This is a genomic window from Haloarcula rubripromontorii (genome assembly GCF_001280425.1).
GTDB lineage: Archaea > Halobacteriota > Halobacteria > Halobacteriales > Haloarculaceae > Haloarcula > Haloarcula rubripromontorii.
This window is the reverse complement of record NZ_LIUF01000003.1, coordinates 454,067-477,199: the sequence shown is the minus strand read 5'-3', so window position 1 is coordinate 477,199 and position 23,133 is coordinate 454,067. Positions and strand designations below refer to the sequence as shown.

Here is a 23,133-nt window from a genome sequence, read left to right as displayed (position 1 = left end):
AAGAACGAGTACTCTCCATTACAGTCACTCACTGATTATACAAACCCATACGTAGAACCGCTGCTAGTGGAACTGTCCTGCCTTACAGCCGAAAATACAGTAGTAAGCCTATAACAAGGGACGCATATCGACCTTTTCGCTATAGCAATGTGTAGACGGCAATCGGTGGCGTGTACTGGCCGAACCGCTGTACCCGAAGATGGCATAGTCTGTTCCGACGGTCCCGAGGATGACAACTAAAATATGAGCGACAGAAACTCAGACGCCATTTCGCGGCGGGAGAAACTTGATGCGCTTCTCTATGCGGCCCGATATGCCCCAAAATTCACTGTCATGATCGTCGGGCTTGGTCTGGTAACGGCCGTACTAGAAGGCGTCGGACTGACCTTTATTATCCCTATCATCGAACTCATGCAGTCATCAGAACCGGTAACACAGGCTGATGGCATAGCCGGCATTTTCTTCACCGTTTATCAGACACTGGGGATTCCGTTCACGATCGAGTACGTCATTGGCGGCGTCGCGCTAGCGACCTGTCTGCGCTATACATCGTCGTTTCTCCTCACGTGGTTACGCGATGTCCTCCAGCTTTCCTACGAGCGACACATCCGCGAGAACCTCTTCGATAGCGCTCTGGAGACGGAGATGGAATTTCTTGACCGAAAGGGCTCAGACAACATCTTGAACGCGATCGTCACCGAGTCGAAAGCAGCCTCGAAAGTCATCAAGCGGTTCGTGAAGCTATTCGATCTGCTACTACTCACTGTTGCCTATCTCGCTCTCGCAACGTGGATATCACCGCAACTCACCGCATTTGCTATTGTTATCATCGGTGGCGTGGGATTCGGCCTGCGGCATCTCATCGGCTCGGGGTACGATCTGGGAGATCGGGTTGCAGCGGCAAACGAGCGGATGCAACAAGTGGTTCAGGCCGGCATGATTGGAATTCGAGACATCCGGGTGTTTAATCTCGAAACCGAAATCTATGGCGAGTACGAGGAAGCTCTAGAAGAGTACACGCGTTCGAAAGTCGCGAACCGAAGGAACCGGGCAGCGATCAAGAAGTCACAGAATCTCGTCGTCTCCGTACTCATCTTCGCACTTATCTACGTGGCTCTGACATTTACCAATCTCTCGTTCGGCGAACTCGGTCTGTTCTTGTTTCTCATGTTTCAGCTCGGGCCCAAAGCAAGCGGGATTAACAAGCGGTTCTACAAGGTCGAAGAGAACCTGCCCCATCTGGTTCGGACACAGTCATTCATGCGGGATCTCGAAGAGTGGGAGGAACCGGACAGCGGGGAGCAACCGACTCCGGAGGAAGTCGAAACAATCGGGTTCGACGATGTCACCTTCTCATATACCGACGACGAGGTCGTTCTTCAGGGGGTCGATTTCGAACTCAAGAAAGGCGAGTTCGTCGCCTTCGTTGGGCAGTCCGGTGCCGGGAAGTCGACAATAGTCTCGCTGTTGGCCCGCTACTACGAGCCAGACAGCGGTCAGATACGCGCGAATGGGCACCCAATCGGCCAAATGGATATCAGCGAGTGGCGCGACCGGATCTCGATAGTCCGACAGAACCCGTATATGTTCAACGACACGCTTCGACATAACCTCACCGTCGGCAATCGGGATGCGACGGACGCTGAGATCAAACGGGCTTGCGAAATCGCGAAGGTGGACCAGTTCATTACGGAACTCCCGAACGGACTCGATTCGCAACTCGGTGACGACGGTGTCCGCCTGTCGGGTGGGCAGAAACAGCGCGTCGCTCTTGCGCGAGCGATTCTGAAAGACGCGGACCTGTTAATTCTGGACGAAGCAACGAGCGACCTCGATTCGAATCTTGAGAAGGAAGTGCAGGCGGCTATCGAAGCGATGGAGCGGGATTATGCAATTATCGCTATCGCCCATCGTCTTTCGACTGTCGAGAACGCAGACCGGATCTACACGATGGAAGACGGATGGATTTCTGAGTGTGGCGGTCACGACGAGCTGGTTGAAAGTGAAGGGAAATACGCTGAACTGTATGCGATACAGTCAGGTGGGTGACTGGACTGTCTCCAGTATTACCGCATCTATAGGTCAAGAAAGCCATCGCTGGTGACTTTCTATGCTGGTGTCACTTTGTGTGCTGAAGCTACTCACTGGTATCGCTTCGTAGAAGTGCCAAGTATCGACTGCGATGAGACGCAGAACAGATTCCACCGGTTGATCTCGATTCAAGAGACGGGCCATTCAGAATCCCCTCTCAGGAACTACGAACACACCTTCCAATCGCAAGTTGCTGGCTCAGCACTTGTGGACAATCCGGAAAATGAACAGTGGGAACTCCTGGTCTGCAAGACGGGGTCAGCCATCGAGACTAACACTGATTCTGACTTTTGAAAAAATCACAGCAGCATACCCGCGTCATCTATACAACACTGGTAGAAACTCTCTACCTCCAGTTAGGCAGCGTATCGCTAAGTGATGTCGAGATGTGTCTACTACCATGACCAAACTGCAGAGGTACATACCGGACATCTGGAAGTCCAACCGATTGGTTGCCTCCCAATATCAATATACAAATGATGGGATTTTTGACGGTATCCTGAGCAATTATTTCGATACGGTTTCACCGAATGGCTTTGATTTGATGAGCGAGGACTGGGACAATTGCTATCTTCTTGATGCCTGTCGATACGATATGTTTGCGGATCTACACCCTTTTGGGGGGCGATTGAAACGGCGGTTGTCCCAGGCGTCTAGTACACCCGGTTTCTTAGAGGCTCACTTCTCTGAGGGACGCTATTACGACACAGTGTACGTAACCGCCAATCCGATGCACTCGATCGACGAGTGGTGTAACGTTGAACTCGACACTGTCTTTCATTCTGTCATCAACGTCTGGGAAACAGCGTGGGACGAAGACATCGGGACAGTCCCACCAGAAGACATGGTAGCCGCTGTTAAAGAGGCCAGAAAGACGTATCAGAACAAGCGGATACTCGCACACTTTATTCAACCACATCATCCATTCATCGGTCCAGCAGGCAGAGAACTGGTTGACTCTGGAATGAAAGGTCGCGACAAAGCGAAAGGGGCCGAGGCTGGTAGTTCAGCGACTACTGAAAAGAAAATCTGGGAACGACTGAGAGATGGAGATGTCTCAAAACAGCGTGTCTGGGAAGCGTATCGGGAAAACCTCACACTGCTGTTCCCACATCTTCGAGAGTTGCTTGACACTGTTGATGGCAAAACAGTAGTCACGTCAGACCACGGGAACCTGGTCGCAGACTGGTTGTGGCCGTTCCCCGTACGAGAATACGGGCATCCCGGAGAACTCCGTGTGCCAGAACTCATCGAAGTACCGTGGTTGAGTTTCGATGCCGATGAGCGGATACAAATTCAGTCGGACAGACCGGTTGAATCCGGCGTTGAACACGGCTCTACTGAGATCCGCGACCGGTTGTCTGACCTTGGATATCATTCGTAATCTTGAAACGGTCGCCAGCTTGTCCGTGTGCGAATCTGGTTTCAGTGCCAACTGTAACGAGCCGTCTGGATCGCCTCTATGCCACTCAGATTACTATTTCGTGGCACAGAGCTGTAAATTATTGGAGAAGAATCATATAAATAGTTTGTCGCTTATTCAGAATATATCTAACTATGTTGAATTATAAAGCTCATACCAATACAGGCCCCATTCTATCATCATGATTGTAGCAGATAAATCCGAGGAAAATGAAACGACCACAGCAGTCATCCGACATGGCAACCGAGCAGAATGGTACGACCACGGTCCCTACTCTCGGGTTCGGCACCTACCGAACTGGAGGGTACGAGTGCTACAACGCGGTTAGTGATGCGCTTGATTGTGGGTACACGCATATCGACACTGCGATGGCCTACGAAAACGAAGCGGCCGTCGGTCGTGCAATCGAACAATCCAGCGTTGACCGCGAAAACCTCTTCCTGACGACGAAAATCAAGGGATATCCCGAAATGGTCGAGTATGACCGCTTGATACAGGCGGCGAAGGGGTGTCTCGAACGGCTTGGAACGGAGTATTTGGATCTGCTATTGGTCCACTGGTGGAACCCGCTGGCTGATATGGAAGAGACATTCAACGCGCTCAACACACTTGTCGATGAGGGGTTGGTCAATCAGATCGGGGTGAGTAACTTTTCTATCAAGGAGCTCAAACGAGCGATGCGGCTTTCGGACGCTCCTATTGCGACGAATCAGATTGAATACCATCCTTACTGGGGTAACGAGGAACTTGTCAGATTCTGTCAGAATAACAATATTACAGTTACCGCGTACAGTCCGCTTGCAGAGGGGCGAGTGGTTGAAGACGACGTCCTGCGCTCGATTGGAGATCGGTACGGCAAATCGGCGGCACAGGTGTCGATCAGGTGGCTAATACAACAAGAGAACGTTGTCACGATTCCGAAGGCGGTGACGCCGAAACACATAGAAGCGAATCTTGAGGTTTTTGATTTCGAACTCACTGACCGAGACATGCAGCGGATCAGGGAACTCAAGCCTCCGTTCTGGTACCGAGAAAACCGCGAAGGCGGGTCGATATACGAGGCTCGCAGTGTACTTGGAAATTTCGTACCGGACAGTCTCTATAATCGGATTGCATGAACTTCTTTCCAAGCCATTGAATGGTCGGTCGACAATTGAGGGGCAAGAGTGTTTTGAGCGCGTTGGCTGTTTCTTCTATATCGGCCCGCGGGCTCCACCAGTATACTACTTGTATCGAGAAAAGTACCGTTCTCCACTGAACACCTCGACCAGAGCGTTTGACAACTGCTCCCGGAAATCAACGTGCGGTTCTCTTCAGTTTTCAGAAGGGCGCTTGCCGTCTAAATTAGCGGGCCAACAATAGATCGTCTCAGTCTAGCATCCCGATTCGGTCCGCGGTGAAGCCGAACACGTCCTCGTAGCCGTAGGCTGAGAGCAATACCGGGTGGAAGGGCTCCTCCGCGACGACGGTTTCGTCGTCGGCTGCTGCCACAGGGTCGCCTTCGGGCACCGGCTCGAAGTTCCTGACGAACACTTCGTACTGCTCGGCCGCTGCCTTCGGAATCGGCTCGCCGAGCTGGAACACTGGCAGTGACGTCTCTCGCTGCGGGGGGGACTCAGCGGTAACGCCGGTCGCGGCGAGGAACTCCCGGATGACCTGCGCTGCGTTCTCGGCGGCTTCAGGAGAGCCCTGATAGCCACACTCGACTTCGAGAACAGAGTCCACTGTTGCGATCATTCGCCCCTCGTTTGCGCCCTTTGTCTGTACGACGGCGTCTACAGAAAGCACACTACAGAGGGCTTCCATCTCCGGCGTGAGCTCGTCGACGAGGGCGAACATCCCGTCGTAGGACTGCGTCGAGTGCAACGAAAGTACAGTGCAGTCACGGAGTTCAGACGCAATGGCCGCGGCTAACCGTGTTTCGCGAGATTCGCTGTCAGCGTCGCCGGGGAACGAGCGGTTGAGGTCGGTATCGAGATATCGCTTGTTTGCCTCGAGGGCGGCTTCGTTCGCGATAATAAACTTGACAGGTCGCTCGACCGCAGGCGGGTCGGCAAGGACGGCTTCAATCCCGTCCCGGCCGCACGGTTCGTCGCCGTGGATGCTCCCCACGACGGCCACCTCAGGATCCCCGTCTCCCAGTTGCTCGATTCGCATCTACCCGTGCTAACACTTCCAGCCTTTAGAGTTATCCGGATTCAGTCAGTGTTCGAGCGACTCCGCGAACTCGATGTCCTCCGGGCGACACGTCGGGTACTCGCCGTCGAGACGGATCTGCCACCCATGGAGTGCCGACGGGTCCGACAGTGCGTTCGTTACTGTGGTGCGCACGTCCAGTAAATCGACGCCGTAGAAGTCGTTGGGGACGCCACGGAAGTACTGCAGCGACGTGCGAAACAGCGACCGCATTCCGTCGTCGTCCTCGAAGTCGAAGTGCTTGTACGCGCCGGCGGCGACCTGCACCATCCCGTGGAGGAATTTGCTCTCCGTGCTCCCACGGCCATAGTTGTACCACTCGTCCTCGAAGCAGTCGTGTGATTCGTGGAACTCCCCGGAGTTGTACAGGCGGACGCCGTGGACCACGGCCCGTCTGAGCGTCTCGTGTTCCCACTGGCCGTCGGTTCGCCATCCCGATGGGTTCCCGTCGGGAGCCTCGACGGTCGGGTCACGCGTGTGGTCGTCCATGCCTACACTACTGGTTCAGGGTGGGTCAAACCACCGGTTCTGTCGGTTACAGTAGGTGCCGGAACGCGGTGTACACCTGCTCGCGCGACAGCACCCGCGCTCAGCAGGTCCGTAAATTCAATTGTCACTATCGTCTGGACCCGAATCGCTTCCGTACGACATTTATACCGCACCACCGTGTGTACCGTAATGCAATACGCGTGCGAGGGTAGCCAAGCCAGGAAACGGCGGCGGACTCAAGATCCGCTCCCGTAGGGGTCCAAGGGTTCAAATCCCTTCCCTCGCATCGTATAGGGCCGCATAACGCGGCGCCGAAGGATGCAGACGGAAGAGTTTGAACGAGAGAAGGCGGGCGGTTACTCGCCTTCGCGTAGTTCAAATCCCTTCCCTCGCACTGTTGGACCGTCACGGTCCCTCGCAAACAGTGAGCGGCCATCGTCACGGTCGCGAGTACGCCGCCGACCCCGGTGGTGTCTCGCGGCAAAGACGAACGCCGATCGGTGCTGGAAGACTCGCACGGAGCGATCTTCCCTCGCAATTCTCCGACCCGATGTGGCAGAGATGTGTATCCGCGATGCGGACCGCTGTACTCTGGTTCCGCTGTGCGTTCGTCCTGACTGGCGTCTGACGGCGTTTACAATGTGATAATTCGCCAGCAAACCGTACCGATGTCGTGCCCTCGGGTCCTTGACGGGATGGGGTGGTACTGTGTCGCTACGTATCTGGGCAGTCCTCGATAAACAGCCTGTCGTGCCTGCTCAGTAAAGCTATGGCGGTGCCGAATTGTACCAAATCAGTTCAGTAATCATAACAGCGAACACAGGTTACAGCTACGATGCTGTTATATAGACTGTTTACCATCGGTTAGTTATCATTTTACCGCCCAATATTTATCAAGAAGAAATAATTAAAGAAAGACAGTCAATTTAATCCCATTTTGTTCACGATCTGCGCCCAGAGCCTTTCTAAAGGTGTCCAGATAGTGTCATTGCACAAGAAATATACCAAAGCCTTCAGTAATGTTTCAGTAATGGTAAAAACGCCAATAGTAAAGCCGGCTGTCGTCTTTGTGATGGCAGTCGCACTCGTGCTCGCTGGTCCGTTATCAGTGATGTCCACTGTCGGGGCAACCCCTGTCGCAGAGAGTCAGTCGATCTCGGTAACCGAAAACGTCGACGTGTGGGAACGGTCCCCACTCACGCTCCGAACGACGTCAGAAGGGCCGACCACGATAGTGGCACCGCGAACGTTCATCAACGTCGAATCGGCTGCAACCGGGAACCTACCGCTTAACAAACGGACGGTGACGATCCACGAGCGCAACGAGTCGATCAACATGTCCTTCGAACCACGGATCGGTGCCGGAACGCGGACGCTCGCTGGCGACGAGGCGCAACTGCTGGCTGTCAAACTGGATCGAGTACCAACTACGGCAGGGGTAGACGCCAGCAACATCTCTGCCGCGGCCCTCGGGGATGTCTTCGAAAACAACTCGGACACCACGTCGTCGGAACTGCTTGATGACGCGGAAGGCGTCGGCACGATAGACGAGAACGGCGAACTCAACGCGTCCTACACCCCTGAATCGGGCGGCGCATACGGCTTTGTTCTGGTGACTGTCAACGAGGGCGATGACGGGCTATCGGTGTCGGACGGCAACGTCTCCGTCGACGGGAACGTGACTGTCGTTGGTGTCGAGCAAGCGATCGTACAGGACAACGCTTCGACCGTCGAACCGGCTCAGAATCCGGTCAACCCCGGTGACAACGTTACGCTGGATGTCGACACCGAGATGGAGGACGAAAACGCCACGCACGCAGTGATGCTGGTGCGGCGAGGCGAACTTCAGCGGCAGTCGAGCACGGTGACGGTATCTGGCGAGCTAAATGAGAGCTTCAGTCAGGACCAGATCACTGTAGAAAATTCCTTTGACAACGTCAGCGGTGTTGCGACAGTCGGCGACAACACCAGTATCGCAGGTCTCAATCTCTCCGGAACCCAGTCAATACCTGCAATTGGGTTACAGGGTATATTCGGCGTGGTGGTTTCTGAAGCTGAATCAGATGCCGGCGGCGACGTTATCCACGCTTCCGTAACGGTCGTCAGCGCTGACTCTGACGCCAACGTAACAGTACAGACGCTGGATTCCTGGCCAAACGGCGCATACCAGTACGTCCACGTCGCAGTTGGTAATGAAACGGGGACCATCAATTCGGACACCGGGACAGTGGCAGTGAGTCCGGGTGGAGGCCCGGGCAACGGCGGCGGCCCCCCAGACAACGCTGGCGGACCGAATAGCGCTGGTGATGACGACGGAGACGGAGCTGAATAACTGATCGGGTACGCCGAACAAGGCACACATTCTGTCACCGAACGTTACTGACCACGTTCGGTCCCACGGCGACATAGTGTCGATCTGATACCGCGAACAGGTACGCTGTCAGTTGGCGTCGAACAGTCGAGCTTCTAGCAGTCTCTACCGATGCAAATAGACACGTACCAAGACACGATTCAGCGTCCGCATACGATAACCTTGGACGACGTCTACGTGTCTTGTAACCATCATATGACACTGTGTATCGTCGAATGTCACTGCATAAGAATTATACCGCGCCCTTTCGAAAAAATTCAATAATGTATAAAACACCAAACGGGAAGCACGCTGTAATTTGTGCGATTACAGTGCTGCTGGTGTTAGCCGCTCCCCTGTCGGTAACGTCGGCGGCGGCAACACCAGTGGATGACGGACAAACGACGGCAGTGACCGAAAACGTGGATGTCTGGGAGCGGTCACTGCTCCCGCTTCGGACATCCTCCACCGGCCCCACGGCGATAGCAGCTCCACAGACGTACATCAACATTGAGTCCGCCCAGACCGGTGACGTTCCCCTCAACAGGGAGGAGTACACGATTCACCAGGCAGGCGAATCAGTGGATCTCACGTTCGAATCAACTACAGGGGCTGGAACCACGGGACTTGCCGGCGACGAGGCGCAACTGCTCGCTGTCCGCCTCTCCGAGGACCCAACTGCGGCCGGGTTTAGTGAGGGCAGCGTTAGAACCGATCTAGCTGACATCTTTACGAACGACTCCAACGCCAATTCTGTCGAACTGCTAGACGATGCCGAGGGGGTCGGCTCGATAGATGACAACGGTGTGCTCGAAACCTCGTACACACCTGACTCGGGCGGTGCTTACGGCTTCATTCTGGTCACCGTCGATGACGGACAGGGTCTCTCCGTTTCGGACAACAACGTTTCGGCCGATGGAAACGTGACCGTTGTCGGCGTCGAACAGACGCTGGTTCAGGAAAGCCCAGCCACAGTCAATGCGACCGCCAACGATGTCACCGCTGGTGACAACGTATCGCTCGATATCGAGACCGGACTTGACGATGACTCTGTCACGCACGCCGTGTTGTTGTTCGACGAAGATGAACTCCAACAGCGAACGAGCACCGTCCGCGTGACCGGTGACATCGATGAGAATTTCTCGGAAGAGCAGGTCACGGTCGAGAACTCCTTTGATGGAGTCAACGGCGTCTCGTCGACCGATGATGACGCCACCCTCTCCGGCGGGGACTCGACGGCAGCGGGGGCGATGCCGTCGGCGGGACTGGTCGGTCTGTTCGGATTCGTTCTCTCCGAAGCATCGCCAGAGTCGACCGGTGACGACGTGTTGCATGCCTCGGCGACGACGGTGTCCGGTAGCTCCGATACCACTGTCGCCGTCGAAACACTGGACTCCTGGCCAAACGGGACTTACACATACGTTCACATCGCCGTTGGCGAGGACTCCAACGAAATCAACTCCGCCACCGGGACGGTCACACTGTCGCAGTCGAACGAAACCGATGGCGACGGTGGCGACGACGGCGATAACAGTGGTGGTGGCGACGACGGCGATAACAGTGGTGGTGGCGACGACGGCGATAACAGTGGTGGTGGCGACGACGGCGATAACAACAGTGGCGGTGGAGACGACGGCGACAACAGTGGCGGTGGAGACGACGGCGACAACAGTGGCGGTGGCGACGACGGCGACAACAGTGGCGGTGGTGACGACGGGAGTGATGATAGCGATAGCGGAGACGACAACTCCGACAGTGAGGGCACTGAGGACGAAACGACGACCGATACCGAGGACCAAACTACCACCGACGACAGCACCGAAACAGAAGATGATGATGAGCAGACGGAAACGACCACGACCGCAGGTGGTGGTGCCCAGCAACCCGACGACACGGCAACCGCTGGGACCGAGGGTTCGACCGAAACCACGAGTTCGAGCGGCCCTGGCTTCACCGTACTTGTCGCGGTGCTAGCATTGCTAGGTGCCGGATTCCTGGCACGTCGGGAGTAACGAACTCCCACAGTTTACCGGCGGTTTTGCCTATTCTCTGGCACGGCCGCCTGCCTGTTGTGTCCACATCGAGGCCGCTTCACGGAGTCGTTTCATAGCCAGTCATCGACGGTTGCTGATGCAATATTGCTGTAAGGGGTAATTTTATATCAGTTTACAGATAACATCAGTTTGTAAGGTACACACAATGGGGGATTACGCAAAGCCATCTCGTGCGGCGAAACTCAAGTGCATCAAGTGCAATTCACCGGTTGTCCGCACTGTTGACGAGGAGTATATCTGTGTCAACTGCGGCGAAGCACCGATCGAACCCGTGGCCCCATCCTGAGACGGTCGCTGTACTTTTCTGCCATGGTGTTGGAACAGCAGTGACACTCGCTGACTGACAACTTGACGACCGTCGCTGGAGAGCCACTATTCTGGCAGCCGACGACCGGTGAACAGAGTGTTACCGCGGTGGCACTCCAGCGGGGAACCGGTCGTCTCTCCGGTACAGCGTCACGAGACTGTAGCTGACTGCCAGTCCGAAGACGGCCATAGGGACAGCAAGCGAGAGCAGGCTGTCAGGCGAATGCGCCGCAAACGACGGCGTTCTATCCGGGTTCGCCGCCAACAGCGGCCAGAACAGGTTCGGGAAGAAGTAGTACTCCGTCCCGAGCCGCAGGATGGGATAGAAGTCGCCGGCGATGTGCGAGAGGTAGCCGGCCGAAAACACCACAGCGTACCGCACATACCCCCAGCGTGCAGCCAGCAGCACAACACCAGTGAGGAGTGGGAGCGAGACGACCAGCGAATGGGCCAGCATTCGCCCGCTTGGAAGGATAGCGAACGTCCACGCGAGCGGCTTATCGATTACGTCCGGGAGTTGCGTCGCGACAAGCAAGAGCAGTACCATCGGCCCAGACGGGAGGCGACGCCACTGAGCCACTGTATACACTGTCAGCGGGACGGCTGCAAGGAGGAAGTGGCCTGCGGGGTACACCGTGAAGCGAATGGTCCGGGAAAATAAAAGCTGTTCGCCGGGTTCGGTGTTCAAGCGGCAGGCGTTCGACAGCCTCGATATGGGCTAGCTCTACGCTCTACGAGAACACGGGTTAGCCGGTTACGTTCACCCAGAGATGGACTTCGCGGTACGCGGTCGACTGACCCACGGTCTCAGGCGGTGAGCCACGGTACAGCAGGTACTGGAGCCGAAGTCTGTCGCCAGTCATCATGGGAGTCACCTCGTGTTGGCGCTGCCAGGTCTCGTTGTGACCTAACGTCGGCTGGAAGCGCCGCAGTTCCGACCGCTCCCGGACCTGCGTCTCGTTGCCGACGCGCTCGACACGCTGTAACTCGGCGATAATGGTGTACGCTGTCCGTTCGTGTTCCTGATTGCCGATACCGACAACCAGCGAGCGACCCTCCCCCTGTCGAAACTCCGTCGGATAACCGTCAGCGACGAGTTCGCCGTCTTCCTCCTCTGTCAGCAGGTAGAACTCGCTGAACCGCTCGCCGTCTTTTGGCACCGTGATGGCGTATCCGACGCTGGCAGCCGCAAGCAGGATGCTAAAGACCAATAGCACGTTCAGGACCGCGTCTGTCCGCGACGCTGGCGAGAACAGTTCGTCACGGCCGGCCCTGAGCCACGCACGGTACGGGACGCGGAACCGCTCGTCAGCGGGCAAGGCCCAGCGGCGAACAGCCGCGATAGCAGTCAACACGAGCGTCAGTCCGCTGAGCGAGATGAGAATCGGAAGCAAGCGGATGCCCCACGGCGTGAAGTTCAACACCAGACCGACCAGCGGAACGAGCGCGATGCTGAGGCCGAATGAGAGTGCGGTCCGTTCGATACCGTCGATTCCGTCGGCTCGTGGATCCGTATCGTTCTCACCGCCAGCTGTAGGGCCGCTTCCGGCCTCCGGGAAGAGCGCCGCAATGAACGCATAGCCGGGAATGAAAAGGGTAAAACCGAGTCCGGCGACGATGCGTATCGGTGTGTCGGAGACGACCGGGAGGAGGGCAGCCAGGTTCGTCAGAATCACCACGCCGATAACGCCTGCTAGATCGGCCGGAAGGTGGCGGAGTTGGCGCGGCAGGAGTAGCTTCCACGCCGGAGTATCAGCCATTGGCAGTGAGTCATGTCGGCACGGTAAAAAAATAGCTGATTGCTTCGCTTTCTGTCGCAGTGCCCGACTGGGACTGCCTCCGGTGAGTCAACCGAACGCATTTTATCAAACCAGCGGAATAACTCGGTGTGTTCCGGAGCCAGTCGTGGGCCGTGTTCGTCACCTTAGCAATCATAGGACTTACAGCGGGCGTTGGTGGGGTGACAGCAGTGCAACCCGACGACGGAGGTCCGGCTCTGGACCGTCAGGTGGAGACGCCAGCGGACAACAATAAGACGCAACAGGAAAACCCGGATTCGGTATCTGACGGCGAGTACAGCGACGAAACGGCTGCCTGGTTAGCACAGACGTTGGGCGGACGGCTGGAAAACAGCAGTATTGCGCTGTCGAACGACCAGTACGACCAGGCCCGGTCGGTCCTCGGCGACGACTACGACAAGCGTCTGGAGCAGTACGTCGACGTCGCCGGAGACACCTCGTCGGATACTGACGATACCGCTGCGAGGGAGTTCGAGGCCGCACGCGAGAACCAGCGGAATCTCACGGACGAGGTCCAGCGGTATCGGCAACAGTACGCAGCGTATCAGACAGCACGCGAACGCGGTAACGAACGTGAAGCCCGCATCACCGCGCGCGCCATGGAGCGAACAGCATCGAACATTAGCGACAGGAGCGAAGAACTGACCCAGAACCTCGAACAGATTGAGAACGCCACCTCTGTCGACCTCTCCTCAGGACAGAGCGAGATTACCGAGACGACAGAGAACATCACGGCAACGCAGGCGGAGATCCGTGAAGAGACACTCGTCGGCACGACGCTCACGGTTCGGGCGATAGACGCGACTGCATCCTTTCGCGACCCCGGAACGGTCTCCGGGCGGATACAAACTGAGAACGGCTCGGTCATCGCCGACGAGGCAATCGAACTCAGGATCGAGAACCGGACACGGACCGTGCAGACTGACTCGGACGGCGTGTTTGAAACGCGGTACCAGCCACGCTCAGCCAGGCTCGGGTCACAACCCATCTCTATCGAGTACGTTCCGGACGCTGACTCGGTGTACCTGTCCGACAACGCCACGTTCACGATTGACGTACAACAGGTGACGCCCGACGTGACGAGCGAAGTTGCGCCGGATACGGTGGGATACGATGACCGACTCAACGCGACGGCGTCCGTGCGCGTCGAGTCGACCGGTGTCGATACGGTCCCGGTCGAATTCGCTATTGGCGGGACCGTCGTTGCCCGGACGACAACCGGACCGAACGGCACCGCCACAGAAACGATCCGGTTCCCGGCGTCGATAAACGACGGCGATCGGCAGGTTATCGCCCGGATTCCGTATGAGAACCGAGCGATTGCAGGCGTTCAGTCGGAAGCCTCTGTTGTCGTCGTCGAGACTCAAACGGCCCTCTCAGTGAGTGCAACACGAGCGGCTGATGGGATCCTCGTCAGGGGGCAACTCCGGACCGCTGCTGGAGCCCCCGTGGCGGGTCGCCCGGTACGCCTGCAGACCGGTGCTGACGAAACACAGCGAGTCGTGACGAACCGGACCGGTTCGTTCCGGACCGTTCTCGAAAATCCGCCGAACAACGACTCAGTTACTGTTCTCGCCACGTTTGACGAGCCGAGATCGAACCTCGGTAACGCGACTGCAACGGCAACGCTGGCGGCTGGGTCAGGTGCCGGCGACCCACCTGTCGGCTCCGACTCGGACAGCGATCTGCTTATCGATACTCTAGTGGCGATACTGCTCGGCTCTGACGAGAACCCAGCAACCACTTTCGGAAACGGGATCATCGGATACAGTTGGCTGCCCGTCCTCGGCGGCGGGGCGGCGCTTGCAGTTGTCGTCGCAGCTTGGTTTATCGCGTCACGGGTTCGCCAATCCCGGGAGACGGACTCGACTGTGCCAGCGGAGGCAACTGAGGTATCGGCGACTGGATCCGAGCAGACGGCGACTCAACTGGATGCGACGACGCCGACGTTCGAGGACCGTGTCGAGACGCATCTCGACAGCGGAAACTACGACGCCGCGGCGATGGCCGCGTACACTGCTGTCCACGATGCGCTAGCGGTGCAAAACGGGCTTGACGAAGGGGTTACACACTGGGAACTCCTTCGGCAGAGCCAGGAGCACGGTGTTCCGGCGGAACGGATGGCAGATCTCGAAGCGGTAGTCGAAGCCTTCGAGACGGCAGCGTTTGCACCGACGTCGGTTGATCCAGCGCGCGCGGAGGCAGCCGTCGAGCGCGCCCGCGAGTTCAAATCGAACGGGGACTCATAACCCGCTGGTCGTCTCTCCAGTCACCTTCTCTGACGCCTCGGAGGGGTGTTTGCCGCGTCGAGCGAGGTTCTGGCGGGGGCTAGCGGTAGCTATCTCCGGCTCAGTGGCTGTAACGGTGGCCGTCGGAATGCGGTAACTATCTTACACCCACCCGCTGTAGGACCCGCCAATGAGTGACGGCCGGACGGGGCGGGTGCTGCTCATCGTGGCTGTGCTGGCCGTGGCAGTCGCGGCCCGACTGACGACGCTCCACTGGACACCGCTGCCCTCGACGCTAGACGGATTCGGCTACGTCGCTCTGGCGAGGGACACGCTTCGGACGGGGACGTTTCCGCTCACACGCTTCCGCGCGGACAACATCGTGTTTACTGCTGTGCTGACGGTCGTCGGTTCGCTAACCGGTGAACGACCGCTGTACATCGCCCAGCCGGTCGTCGCGGTCACCGGCGGGGCGTCCTGCCTGACAGCGATGGCGCTAGCCAAACGCCTCGCGCAGTCGAGTCGCTGGCGTCACTCGCGGACGACGCTGGCGATGGGTGTGGTGGGGATGGGGCTCGCGGTGGAGGGCATCTATCTCCGACGGACCGGACAGACCGACGAGGAGGCGCTGGCGTTCCTCTTGCTTCCGCTGTTTGCGATTGCCGTCCATCGGTTGCTCAAGACGGAGCGATACCGGCGTCGATGGGGGGCAGTTGTAGTCGTCCTGTTCGCTGCCTTCCCGCTTTTGCATACGTTCAGCTCACTCATCGCTGCGCTGGTGCTGACGGGGGTGTTAGCCGCCCATCTTGCCCGGATTCCGACCCGCCGTGACGCCGTTACTGCCCTCGCTGTCGTCGCGGGCTTCTGGGTGTACATGTGGGGGTACTATCGGATCGCAGAACGCTCGCTTCTGGAGGTCCCGTACGTCGACCGCGTCAGCGCGTATCCGGGCCTGTTCCTTGCCTGGGTTGTCGTGCTGGTAGCGACGCTGGTCTGGTTCCAGCGGACGAGCGCTCGCCTCCAGCGGGTGACCATCGGCGGCGCGGTCGGGCTCTGGTTCCTGACCCTCGGTGCGAACGCGGTACAGACCGTGTTCCCCGGGACACAGACCACGCCGACTGGCCTCCTGGTACTGGTCGCGGCCTTCGCTGTTCCGGTGGTGTTTGCGGTCGTCGGCCTCCCGCGTGCGAGCCGTGACCGTCGACTGATCGGCCCGGTCGTGCTGGCGTTGCTGCTGGCGCCAATCGTCATCGTGTACTTTTCGCTGACCGCTTCGCTGACGCCGGAGTACTACGGGACGGCGCTTCGCGGACAGACCTTTGTCCATCTCCCCCTGTTCGTACTCGCTGGCATCGGCGTCGCGTCGGTCGCCTATCAGGGGTCGCCGTCGCCAGACGGCGGGCTTGGAACGGTACGGACGCACAGTCATCGCCTCGCAACCGTTTTGACGATCATTGTCGTGGTTGCTGCGGTTGCGACGATGCCCATCGCGTTCGTCAATCTCGATACGCTGGCGTTCCCGACCGGAGCGACCGAATCGCAGTTCGCGGCCGCGACGTTTACTGCGGACCACGTCGACGAGCAGTGGGCGTCCGACCACCCGTTCACCAATATTGTCGACCTGTACTATCCGGGCGCGATCAACGGAACGTACCAGCCGACTGCCCGGTGGCTCGGTGGTGGTGCGAAACCCAACTGCCCGACGCTATCGCGGGCGTCGTGGGGGACGACCGGGGCACACCTGTTCCCGGCAGGAAGTGAGAAAACCACGCCCGCGGCGCTAGAGGAGTGGCGTTACGAGAACGACGTAGTCTATGACACGCGCGGCCTCGACTCTGTGTATCTCGTTCGGCCCAGCGGGAACCGGACGAGTTGCTGAGGCTCGGCCCCAGCCCCGTTTTTCCCGGGTATGTAACCGTGGCATACAATACGAGGCCGGCAGAAAGGCCGACAATGACTGACCCCGTCCTCGTCGGTTCGGAACTGTGTGTCACACGACGGGGGACAACGATTCTCGACGGCGTCTCACTCACGGTCGGGTCCGACGCGGCAATGCTCGTTCAGGGACCGAGCGGGGCCGGCAAGTCGACCCTGTTCAACGTTCTCGGGCTGCTAGAACCCCCGTCTAGCGGCCGGTTGGAGGTCGACGGTCGGGACGCGAGTACGCTGTCCGAACGCCAGCGTGCGAGCCTCCGACGGACCACGCTCGGATTCGTCTTTCAGGACTTCCAGCTTATCGGTGACCTGACAGCCCGCGAGAACGCGTCGCTGCCGCAGGAGCACGCGGGCGACCGCGACCCAGACTGGCTGGACACCCTGTTTGAACGCCTTGGAATCACCGGGCTTGAACACCAGTATCCTGCGACGCTGAGCGGCGGCGAGAAACAGCGCGTCGCAATCGCGCGGGCGCTCGCAAACCGCCCCGAGATTATCCTCGCTGACGAGCCGACCGGACAGCTGGACCCGGACACAGCCGAGTCGGTGCTAGACCTCCTGTTCAGCATGAAGGAATCGACGGAGACCGCCCTCGTCGTCATCAGCCACGACCCGCAACTGGCACAGCGGTTCGACGAACGGCTGTTCATTCGCGGCGGCACGCTCGTTTCTGATGCCGCCTCGACACCGGACGCGAGCCCGTCCACGGAGACGAACTAACGAACCGATGGGATACCGAAACGCCCTCCTGTTTCGCTGGTCCAGACGTGATCGGCTCACGGTCGTCGTCGTCGCGGTAACGGCCGCGTTTCTCATCGGCACGGTCCTGCTGTTGTTCACCGCCGTCACGTACTCGGAAACGTTCGCCGAGCCGCTTGCGAACTCCGGGACTGTCACCTATCACGACGCGGACAACGGTCCGCCCGAAACCAGTGGGGATGTCACCGTCCTCCCGACAGCGACGGCGACGGTAAACGAGACCAACGTTCGTCTCGTCGGAATCCCGCCCGATACGCCACGCGTGCTCATCGAGGGGTCGGCCCAGTGGCAGGAGGGGCGATTACCGACGATTCCGGGCGGCGTTGACGGTCGGGGACCGGTTCCCCAGCAGCGAACCCGGACGGTAAGCGGCTCGAACGGCACCGTTTCGCTCACCGTCGTGCCACAGGAACGGGGGACGACATTTCTCTCGGATCAGTGGTACGTGGCGAACGCCTCGACCGCACAGCAGGTCGGCGTCACCGGCTACTTCGTTGTGAATCATAGCCCGAGCGGAACCGGACTGGGGAGTCTGCCCAGCGAAGGGGCACCGCTGGTCAGCGCGCTCCTGTACGTCCTCGGCGGTCTGGAGCAGGTCCTCTGGGCGCTTGGTATCGCCGCGGCCGCCGGCGGATTGCTGGTCCTGATCGTCGTCTACAACGTCACGCGGATGAGCGTTCGCGACCGACTCGACGCGATTCGGGTCATCCGCTCGACCGGCGCGTCGGGGTGGCGCGTGGGACTCCTGTTTACGCTCCGCGCTGGTCTCCTCGTGACCACTGGCGTTGTTCTGGGCTACGCCGTCGGACTCATTCTGATCAAAGCGCTTGTCAACGTCGCCATTTACGTTGGACTCCCAATCGCGCTCGATATCACGGTCACCGGGCAAAGCGCCACTGTTGTCGGTGGCGTCGCCGGCATATTTGTTCTGATGGGGCTGGTGGCCGGCGCGCTCGCGGCCTATCCGGCAGCGACTCGCCCGCCGGCTGCCCTCGGGGGCCGCCATACTCGATCCGGACAGTCCGGGCAGTCGGGGCTTGCGAGGCTCCGGAACTGGGTCACACCGACGTTCCTCTCGTGGCGCTCGGTCGTCCCGACGGCGGCGACGCTGACCGTGTTCGGCATCACGTTCCTGCTGGTCGTCTCACTGGCCGGCCTCGCGTCTCCGCTCGGCGGCGGGGCGGGCGGCTCCGGGACCATCACCGAAGCCGGCGCACCCCACCCGCTGAACAGCCGCCTCGATGCCGAATACGCCTCGGCTCTGCGGGCTGACGGGACCCCGGCTAGCCCCGAAATCATCTACGCTCAGGTTTCGGACGGCCAGCCGTACATGGCTCACGGGGCGGAGTACGACGCGTTCGCGAACGTCACCGGTGCCACGCTGGTCGAAGGCCAGCGACCACAGCGGTACGACGAGGCCGTCATCGGGAGCGATCTCGCACGAACGCTTGATGTCGAGGTTGGGGACGAACTGACCGTCAGCGGAAGCGTCAAGCCCGGGGTCCGCCGTGTCACCGTCGTCGGGCGGTACGACGCTGACAGGACGCTCGATGACCTGCTCATCCTGCCGCTTGATTCCGCGGCTGACCTGGCGACTGGGCCGGGTCAGGTCCACATGATTCGCGTGAAAGGGTCGGTCGCAGGGATCGACGACGCCGACGGTGTCGCCGCCAACCGGTCGGGCGCTGTCGTGACGGGGCTTTCAGGCCCGGAGCGTGTCACAGAGGGCGATACAGTCAATCTCACCGTCGCCGTCCGAAACGTCGGTAACGAGCGGGCGGACCGGGATGTCACAGTTCGGTATCGGGGCGAGCAGCGGACTACAACCGTGACAGTCCCGCCGGGACAGGAACGGAGTGGCACTGTCTCCTTTAGGGCGTCGGAGCAGGGGACCGCAAACGCTACTGCCGGGGAGTACACCCATTCAGTGACCGCCGTCTCGCCGAACGCTATCGAGATACCGAACCAGTTGCCGTCACAGGCCCCGCCCGGGTCGGGGCTCTCCGTTCCTGTCGTCACGAAAACTGGAGCGCGGGTTTCAAACGCCACTGTCACAGTGAACGGGCCGTCGCTCAGAACTGGGTCGAGCGGTGTCGCCGTCGTTCCCCTGCCACGCGAACCGGGGAATTACACGATAACGGCCCGGTCCGGGACCCAGACGGCGACACACGACATTCAGATCGTCCGTGGAACGGAGCGGGAACTGTACGGGGAGCTGTCGATATCGCCGTCGTCAGGGTCGGTCTTGACGACGCCAACGCTCAGGGTCGGGCTCGCGAATCCCTGGCAAGAACCGATCACACGCAACGTTGGCGTCATCGGTCCCGGTGTCTCCCGGAACCGGACCGTCTACATGCCGCCCGGAAACGCCACCCAAACGCGGTTCGCACCGGATAACGGACGCGGCCAGCCCGGAACGTACACCTATCGAGTGACAGCCAACGGGACGACCCTCACCACAGCGGAGTATGAGGTGACCGGTGACCGCCGGTTGGCATCTGCAGTGGCAAGTAGCGGGTCGTACGCGTCCGGCACACCCATCGAACGGTCTGTCGAAGGCGTGTTCGGGAACGTTCAGTTGATTCTCGGTGTCCTTGTCGTCCTCTCGGCGCTGAGTACCGTCGGCAGTACCACAGCGACGTTCGCACAGGGGGTCCACGCGCGTCGGCAGGCTATCGGCATCCACCGCTCGACCGGCGCGACGCAGTGGCGGATTCTGCGGACAATTCTGGCCGACATCGCTCGTATCGCGATTCCGGCAACTGGCCTCGCGCTCGGCCTGTCGGTCGTTGCACTGCAGTTGCTGGAGCGGGCTGGCTGGCTCGTCTTCTTCGGGTTCCGTCTCTCCGCGCGGACACCGCCGGCAATCCTCGCAGCGATCTTCGTCGGCGGCGTCTCGCTCGCCCTGTTCGGTGCCCTCGTCGCAACGGTGCCGTATCTGACAGCGTCACCAGTCTCGCTGCTTCCGAGCGGTGACCGAACGCGGACGCCCGATGACGATTCGGGTACCGAAAAACAGCCTAGCGACGACTAACTCTCACTGCTAGAATGTCAGATAAACCACTCTCTGCTGGCGGCTGTCGGTCGGAACTTTGACTGTCTGCCGACAAGAACGCCGTTGTATGGCGACCCGACAGCGCCAGCAGTTCATTTACGGGCATCTCATGTGGGTGCTTGGTAGCATCCTCGTGTTGACCCTGCTGGATGCGCTGACGCTGGAGCTGTTTTTCGTCATCTCGCTGATCGGGTTTCTCGTCACTGTCGAACTGGTCGCACCGCAGACCGTCTCGCCGCGCTGGCGGCGACGACTCTGGTGGCTTATCGGAATCGGTCTGGTGGGCTTTGCCTACGTAGTCATCAAGCGGATCCTTGCGATTCTACCACCGGGGCTGGTCTGATGGCACTGACACCGTCTCCCGACGATTCCTGGCTCCCGTCGCTCACGCTCCCACAGCTACTACTCGCCGCCTACACCGCATTCACGGTCATCGCACTCGTCTACGCTGCGAGTACGTCCTCACCAGCGTTCGGTGCGTATAACTCCCAGTGGGACGGGACAGACGAACTCCGAACCGTCGCAGCTGACGCCGGTGCAAACGTGACTGTCGGAACGAACGTGAGTCAGTATCCGGCCAGTGACCCGGACGACACTGTTGCGGTTGTTCTCTCGCCGGCGGAGCCGTACTCGTCCAGCGAGCGGACACGAATCGCTGAGTTCGTCCGAAGCGGCGGGACACTCGTCGTTGCCGAGGATTACCGCCCACACGGAAATGACCTGCTTGCTGCTGTCGGGGCGGATGCACGCTTCGATGGCCGGCCAGTGTATGACAACCGGAATTACTACCGGAACGCCTCGCTCCCGAAAGCGACACCGGTCGGCAACTACTCGGAGACAGCGGGCGTCGATACTATTGTCCTCAACTACGGCACGACTGTCAGGGCCGGCAACGCGACGACGCTCGTCACCACCTCCGAATACGCCTATCTCGACACCGACGGCAACGGCGCACTCGACGGCGAGGAGCAGTTAGCGTCTCGACCCGTCGTCACGAGCGAATCAGTGGGCGACGGTCGAGTCATTGCCGTCAGTGACCCGAGTCTCTTCGTGAATGCGATGCTTGACCGGGGTGACAATCGTCGCTTTGCCAGGAACCTCGTTGCCGACCACGATACCGCATTGCTAGACTACTCACACGCCGGTAGCGTTCCGCCAGTGGCCGCTGCCGTCCTCGCAGTGCAGCGGTCTGACGTGCTGTTACTGTTCTGTGGCGTCGCACTGGTCGGGGCGCTCTTCGCGTACGACCGTCGTCTCGATGCGTTTCTTCGGGAGCGGCTTCGCGAAGCGCGGGGCCGGGAGCCGAACCCACACCTGTCCCGAGAGGGCGTCAAGAAGTATCTCAGAGCCCGTCACCCGGACTGGGAGGCCGCTCAGGTGGAGCGAGTAACGGAAGCCGTTATTAAACAGCGGCCTGAACGTCAACGTAATGACTGATCCGTCGGTACTGTACGACCGTCTCAGAGAGGAGACGGAAACAGTTCTTATCGGTAACGAGCAGGTTCTTCGACATATTACTGTCGCAATGCTCACACGCGGGCACGTGCTTCTGGAGGGGGTCCCCGGCGTCGCGAAAACCACGATTGCCACGCTCGTCGCCAACGCGACTGACCTCCAGCACTCTCGGGTCCAGATGACGCCTGACCTGCTCCCGGCGGATATCACTGGCACGACGGTGTATCACCAGCGAAACGGGGAGTTCGAACTGCAGAAGGGGCCGGTGTTTACCAACCTGGTCATCGCTGACGAGATCAACCGTGCGCCGCCGAAAACACAGAGCGCACTCCTCGAAGCGATGCAGGAGGGGCAGGTCTCTATCGAGGGGTCGACGCTCGAACTCCCGACGCCGTTTACCGTCGTAGCGACAATGAACCCGCTTGAGATGGAGGGGACGTTCAAACTCCCGGAGGCACAGCGCGACCGATTCCAGATGAAACTCGTCACTGAGATTCCCGACTCCGATGAGGAGCGCGCAATACTGGACCGGTTCGACGCGAACCCGGCGCTCGATGCGGACTCTATCTCACAGGTGCTCTCCCGAGACGAACTTCTGGACGCTCGGGCGGTAGTTCCTGAGACGCACATCGAAGACAGCATCAAGGAGTACATTCTCGCGCTCGTTGGCGCGACCCGGGACCATCGAAACGTCATTCACGGGGCTTCGCCGCGGGCGACAATCGCGCTGCAGAATACAGCCAAAGCGGTCGCTCGTCTGAACGGCCGGAAATATGTCATTCCGGACGACGTGAAAGAGATGGCGCTCCCGGTGTTGCGCCATCGTCTCATTATGAGCAGTGACGCCGAACTAAGCCAGATAAGCGCCGAAACGGTTATTGAAGAGATCCTTCAGTCGACCACGCCGCCCGGGTCCGACACCGACCACAGTACAGGCGTCGAAACGGCAGTTGGTGACGGCGGAACGAAACGCGAGTTCGAATAGCGCCCGGA

At 59.4% G+C, this 23,133-nt stretch carries 16 protein-coding genes and 1 tRNA gene; 13 read left to right on the top strand and 4 right to left on the bottom strand.

Annotated elements, in window-relative coordinates:
• Positions 1–243 precede the first annotated feature (243 nt).
• From AMS69_RS11985 to AMS69_RS11975, 3 genes are all read left to right on the top strand, one after another.
• On the top strand, positions 244–2,049 hold the full coding sequence (locus tag AMS69_RS11985; protein WP_053968291.1) for an ABC transporter ATP-binding protein: 1,806 nt from the start codon (positions 244–246) through the stop codon (positions 2,047–2,049).
• A 442-nt stretch (positions 2,050–2,491) separates the two neighbouring features.
• Positions 2,492–3,475 carry a hypothetical protein gene (locus tag AMS69_RS11980; RefSeq protein WP_155119955.1) on the top strand — a complete coding sequence of 328 codons (984 nt, stop codon included), beginning with the start codon at positions 2,492–2,494 and terminating at the stop codon, positions 3,473–3,475.
• Between the two features lie 248 nt (positions 3,476–3,723).
• Positions 3,724–4,632, top strand: a complete 909-nt coding sequence (locus AMS69_RS11975) for an aldo/keto reductase (protein WP_077067790.1) — start codon at positions 3,724–3,726, stop codon at positions 4,630–4,632.
• Between the two features lie 250 nt (positions 4,633–4,882).
• Here AMS69_RS11975 and AMS69_RS11970 read toward each other — a convergent pair whose 3' ends face one another.
• Together AMS69_RS11970 and AMS69_RS11965 are read right to left on the bottom strand one after the other, a co-directional pair.
• Positions 4,883–5,671 (bottom strand): succinylglutamate desuccinylase/aspartoacylase domain-containing protein, encoded by a 789-nt coding sequence (locus AMS69_RS11970; protein WP_053968289.1) that lies wholly within the window; start codon positions 5,669–5,671, stop codon positions 4,883–4,885.
• A gap of 45 nt (positions 5,672–5,716) precedes the next feature.
• Positions 5,717–6,199, bottom strand: coding sequence for a DUF309 domain-containing protein (locus tag AMS69_RS11965; RefSeq protein WP_053968288.1), 483 nt, complete (start codon positions 6,197–6,199; stop codon positions 5,717–5,719).
• Positions 6,200–6,401: 202 nt separating this feature from the next.
• Here AMS69_RS11965 and AMS69_RS11960 point away from each other — a divergent pair.
• From AMS69_RS11960 to AMS69_RS11950, 3 genes are all read left to right on the top strand, one after another.
• A tRNA-Leu gene (locus AMS69_RS11960) sits at positions 6,402–6,485 on the top strand.
• 786 nt (positions 6,486–7,271) lie between these two features.
• Entirely contained in the window at positions 7,272–8,531 is a 1,260-nt protein-coding gene (locus tag AMS69_RS11955; RefSeq protein ID WP_202904542.1) for a PGF-CTERM sorting domain-containing protein, read from the top strand.
• Positions 8,532–8,833: 302 nt separating this feature from the next.
• Positions 8,834–10,561 (top strand): PGF-CTERM sorting domain-containing protein, encoded by a 1,728-nt coding sequence (locus tag AMS69_RS11950; RefSeq protein ID WP_238378389.1) that lies wholly within the window; start codon positions 8,834–8,836, stop codon positions 10,559–10,561.
• Positions 10,562–11,009: 448 nt separating this feature from the next.
• Here AMS69_RS11950 and AMS69_RS11945 read toward each other — a convergent pair whose 3' ends face one another.
• Together AMS69_RS11945 and AMS69_RS11940 are read right to left on the bottom strand one after the other, a co-directional pair.
• Positions 11,010–11,543 (bottom strand): metal-dependent hydrolase, encoded by a 534-nt coding sequence (locus tag AMS69_RS11945; RefSeq protein WP_077067789.1) that lies wholly within the window; start codon positions 11,541–11,543, stop codon positions 11,010–11,012.
• 112 nt (positions 11,544–11,655) lie between these two features.
• Positions 11,656–12,669, bottom strand: coding sequence for a DUF1616 domain-containing protein (locus tag AMS69_RS11940; RefSeq protein WP_053968286.1), 1,014 nt, complete (start codon positions 12,667–12,669; stop codon positions 11,656–11,658).
• Between the two features lie 209 nt (positions 12,670–12,878).
• Here AMS69_RS11940 and AMS69_RS11935 point away from each other — a divergent pair, with 209 nt between their 5' ends.
• The 7 genes from AMS69_RS11935 (at position 12,879) to AMS69_RS11905 (ending at position 23,125) form a co-directional block, all read left to right on the top strand.
• On the top strand, positions 12,879–14,957 hold the full coding sequence (locus tag AMS69_RS11935; RefSeq protein ID WP_053968285.1) for a hypothetical protein: 2,079 nt from the start codon (positions 12,879–12,881) through the stop codon (positions 14,955–14,957).
• A gap of 169 nt (positions 14,958–15,126) precedes the next feature.
• Positions 15,127–16,815 (top strand): hypothetical protein, encoded by a 1,689-nt coding sequence (locus AMS69_RS11930; protein WP_053968284.1) that lies wholly within the window; start codon positions 15,127–15,129, stop codon positions 16,813–16,815.
• 74 nt (positions 16,816–16,889) lie between these two features.
• Positions 16,890–17,591 carry an ABC transporter ATP-binding protein gene (locus tag AMS69_RS11925; RefSeq protein ID WP_053968283.1) on the top strand — a complete coding sequence of 234 codons (702 nt, stop codon included), beginning with the start codon at positions 16,890–16,892 and terminating at the stop codon, positions 17,589–17,591.
• Between the two features lie 7 nt (positions 17,592–17,598).
• Positions 17,599–20,664, top strand: coding sequence for an FtsX-like permease family protein (locus AMS69_RS11920; RefSeq protein WP_053968282.1), 3,066 nt, complete (start codon positions 17,599–17,601; stop codon positions 20,662–20,664).
• Between the two features lie 88 nt (positions 20,665–20,752).
• Positions 20,753–21,028, top strand: a complete 276-nt coding sequence (locus AMS69_RS11915; RefSeq protein WP_053968281.1) for a hypothetical protein — start codon at positions 20,753–20,755, stop codon at positions 21,026–21,028.
• Entirely contained in the window at positions 21,028–22,122 is a 1,095-nt protein-coding gene (locus AMS69_RS11910; RefSeq protein WP_053968280.1) for a DUF4350 domain-containing protein, read from the top strand. The genes AMS69_RS11915 and AMS69_RS11910 overlap by 1 nt, the downstream gene beginning before the upstream one ends.
• Positions 22,115–23,125 (top strand): AAA family ATPase, encoded by a 1,011-nt coding sequence (locus tag AMS69_RS11905; protein WP_053968279.1) that lies wholly within the window; start codon positions 22,115–22,117, stop codon positions 23,123–23,125. Before AMS69_RS11910 ends, AMS69_RS11905 begins: the two co-directional genes overlap by 8 nt.
• Positions 23,126–23,133: the final 8 nt, after the last annotated feature.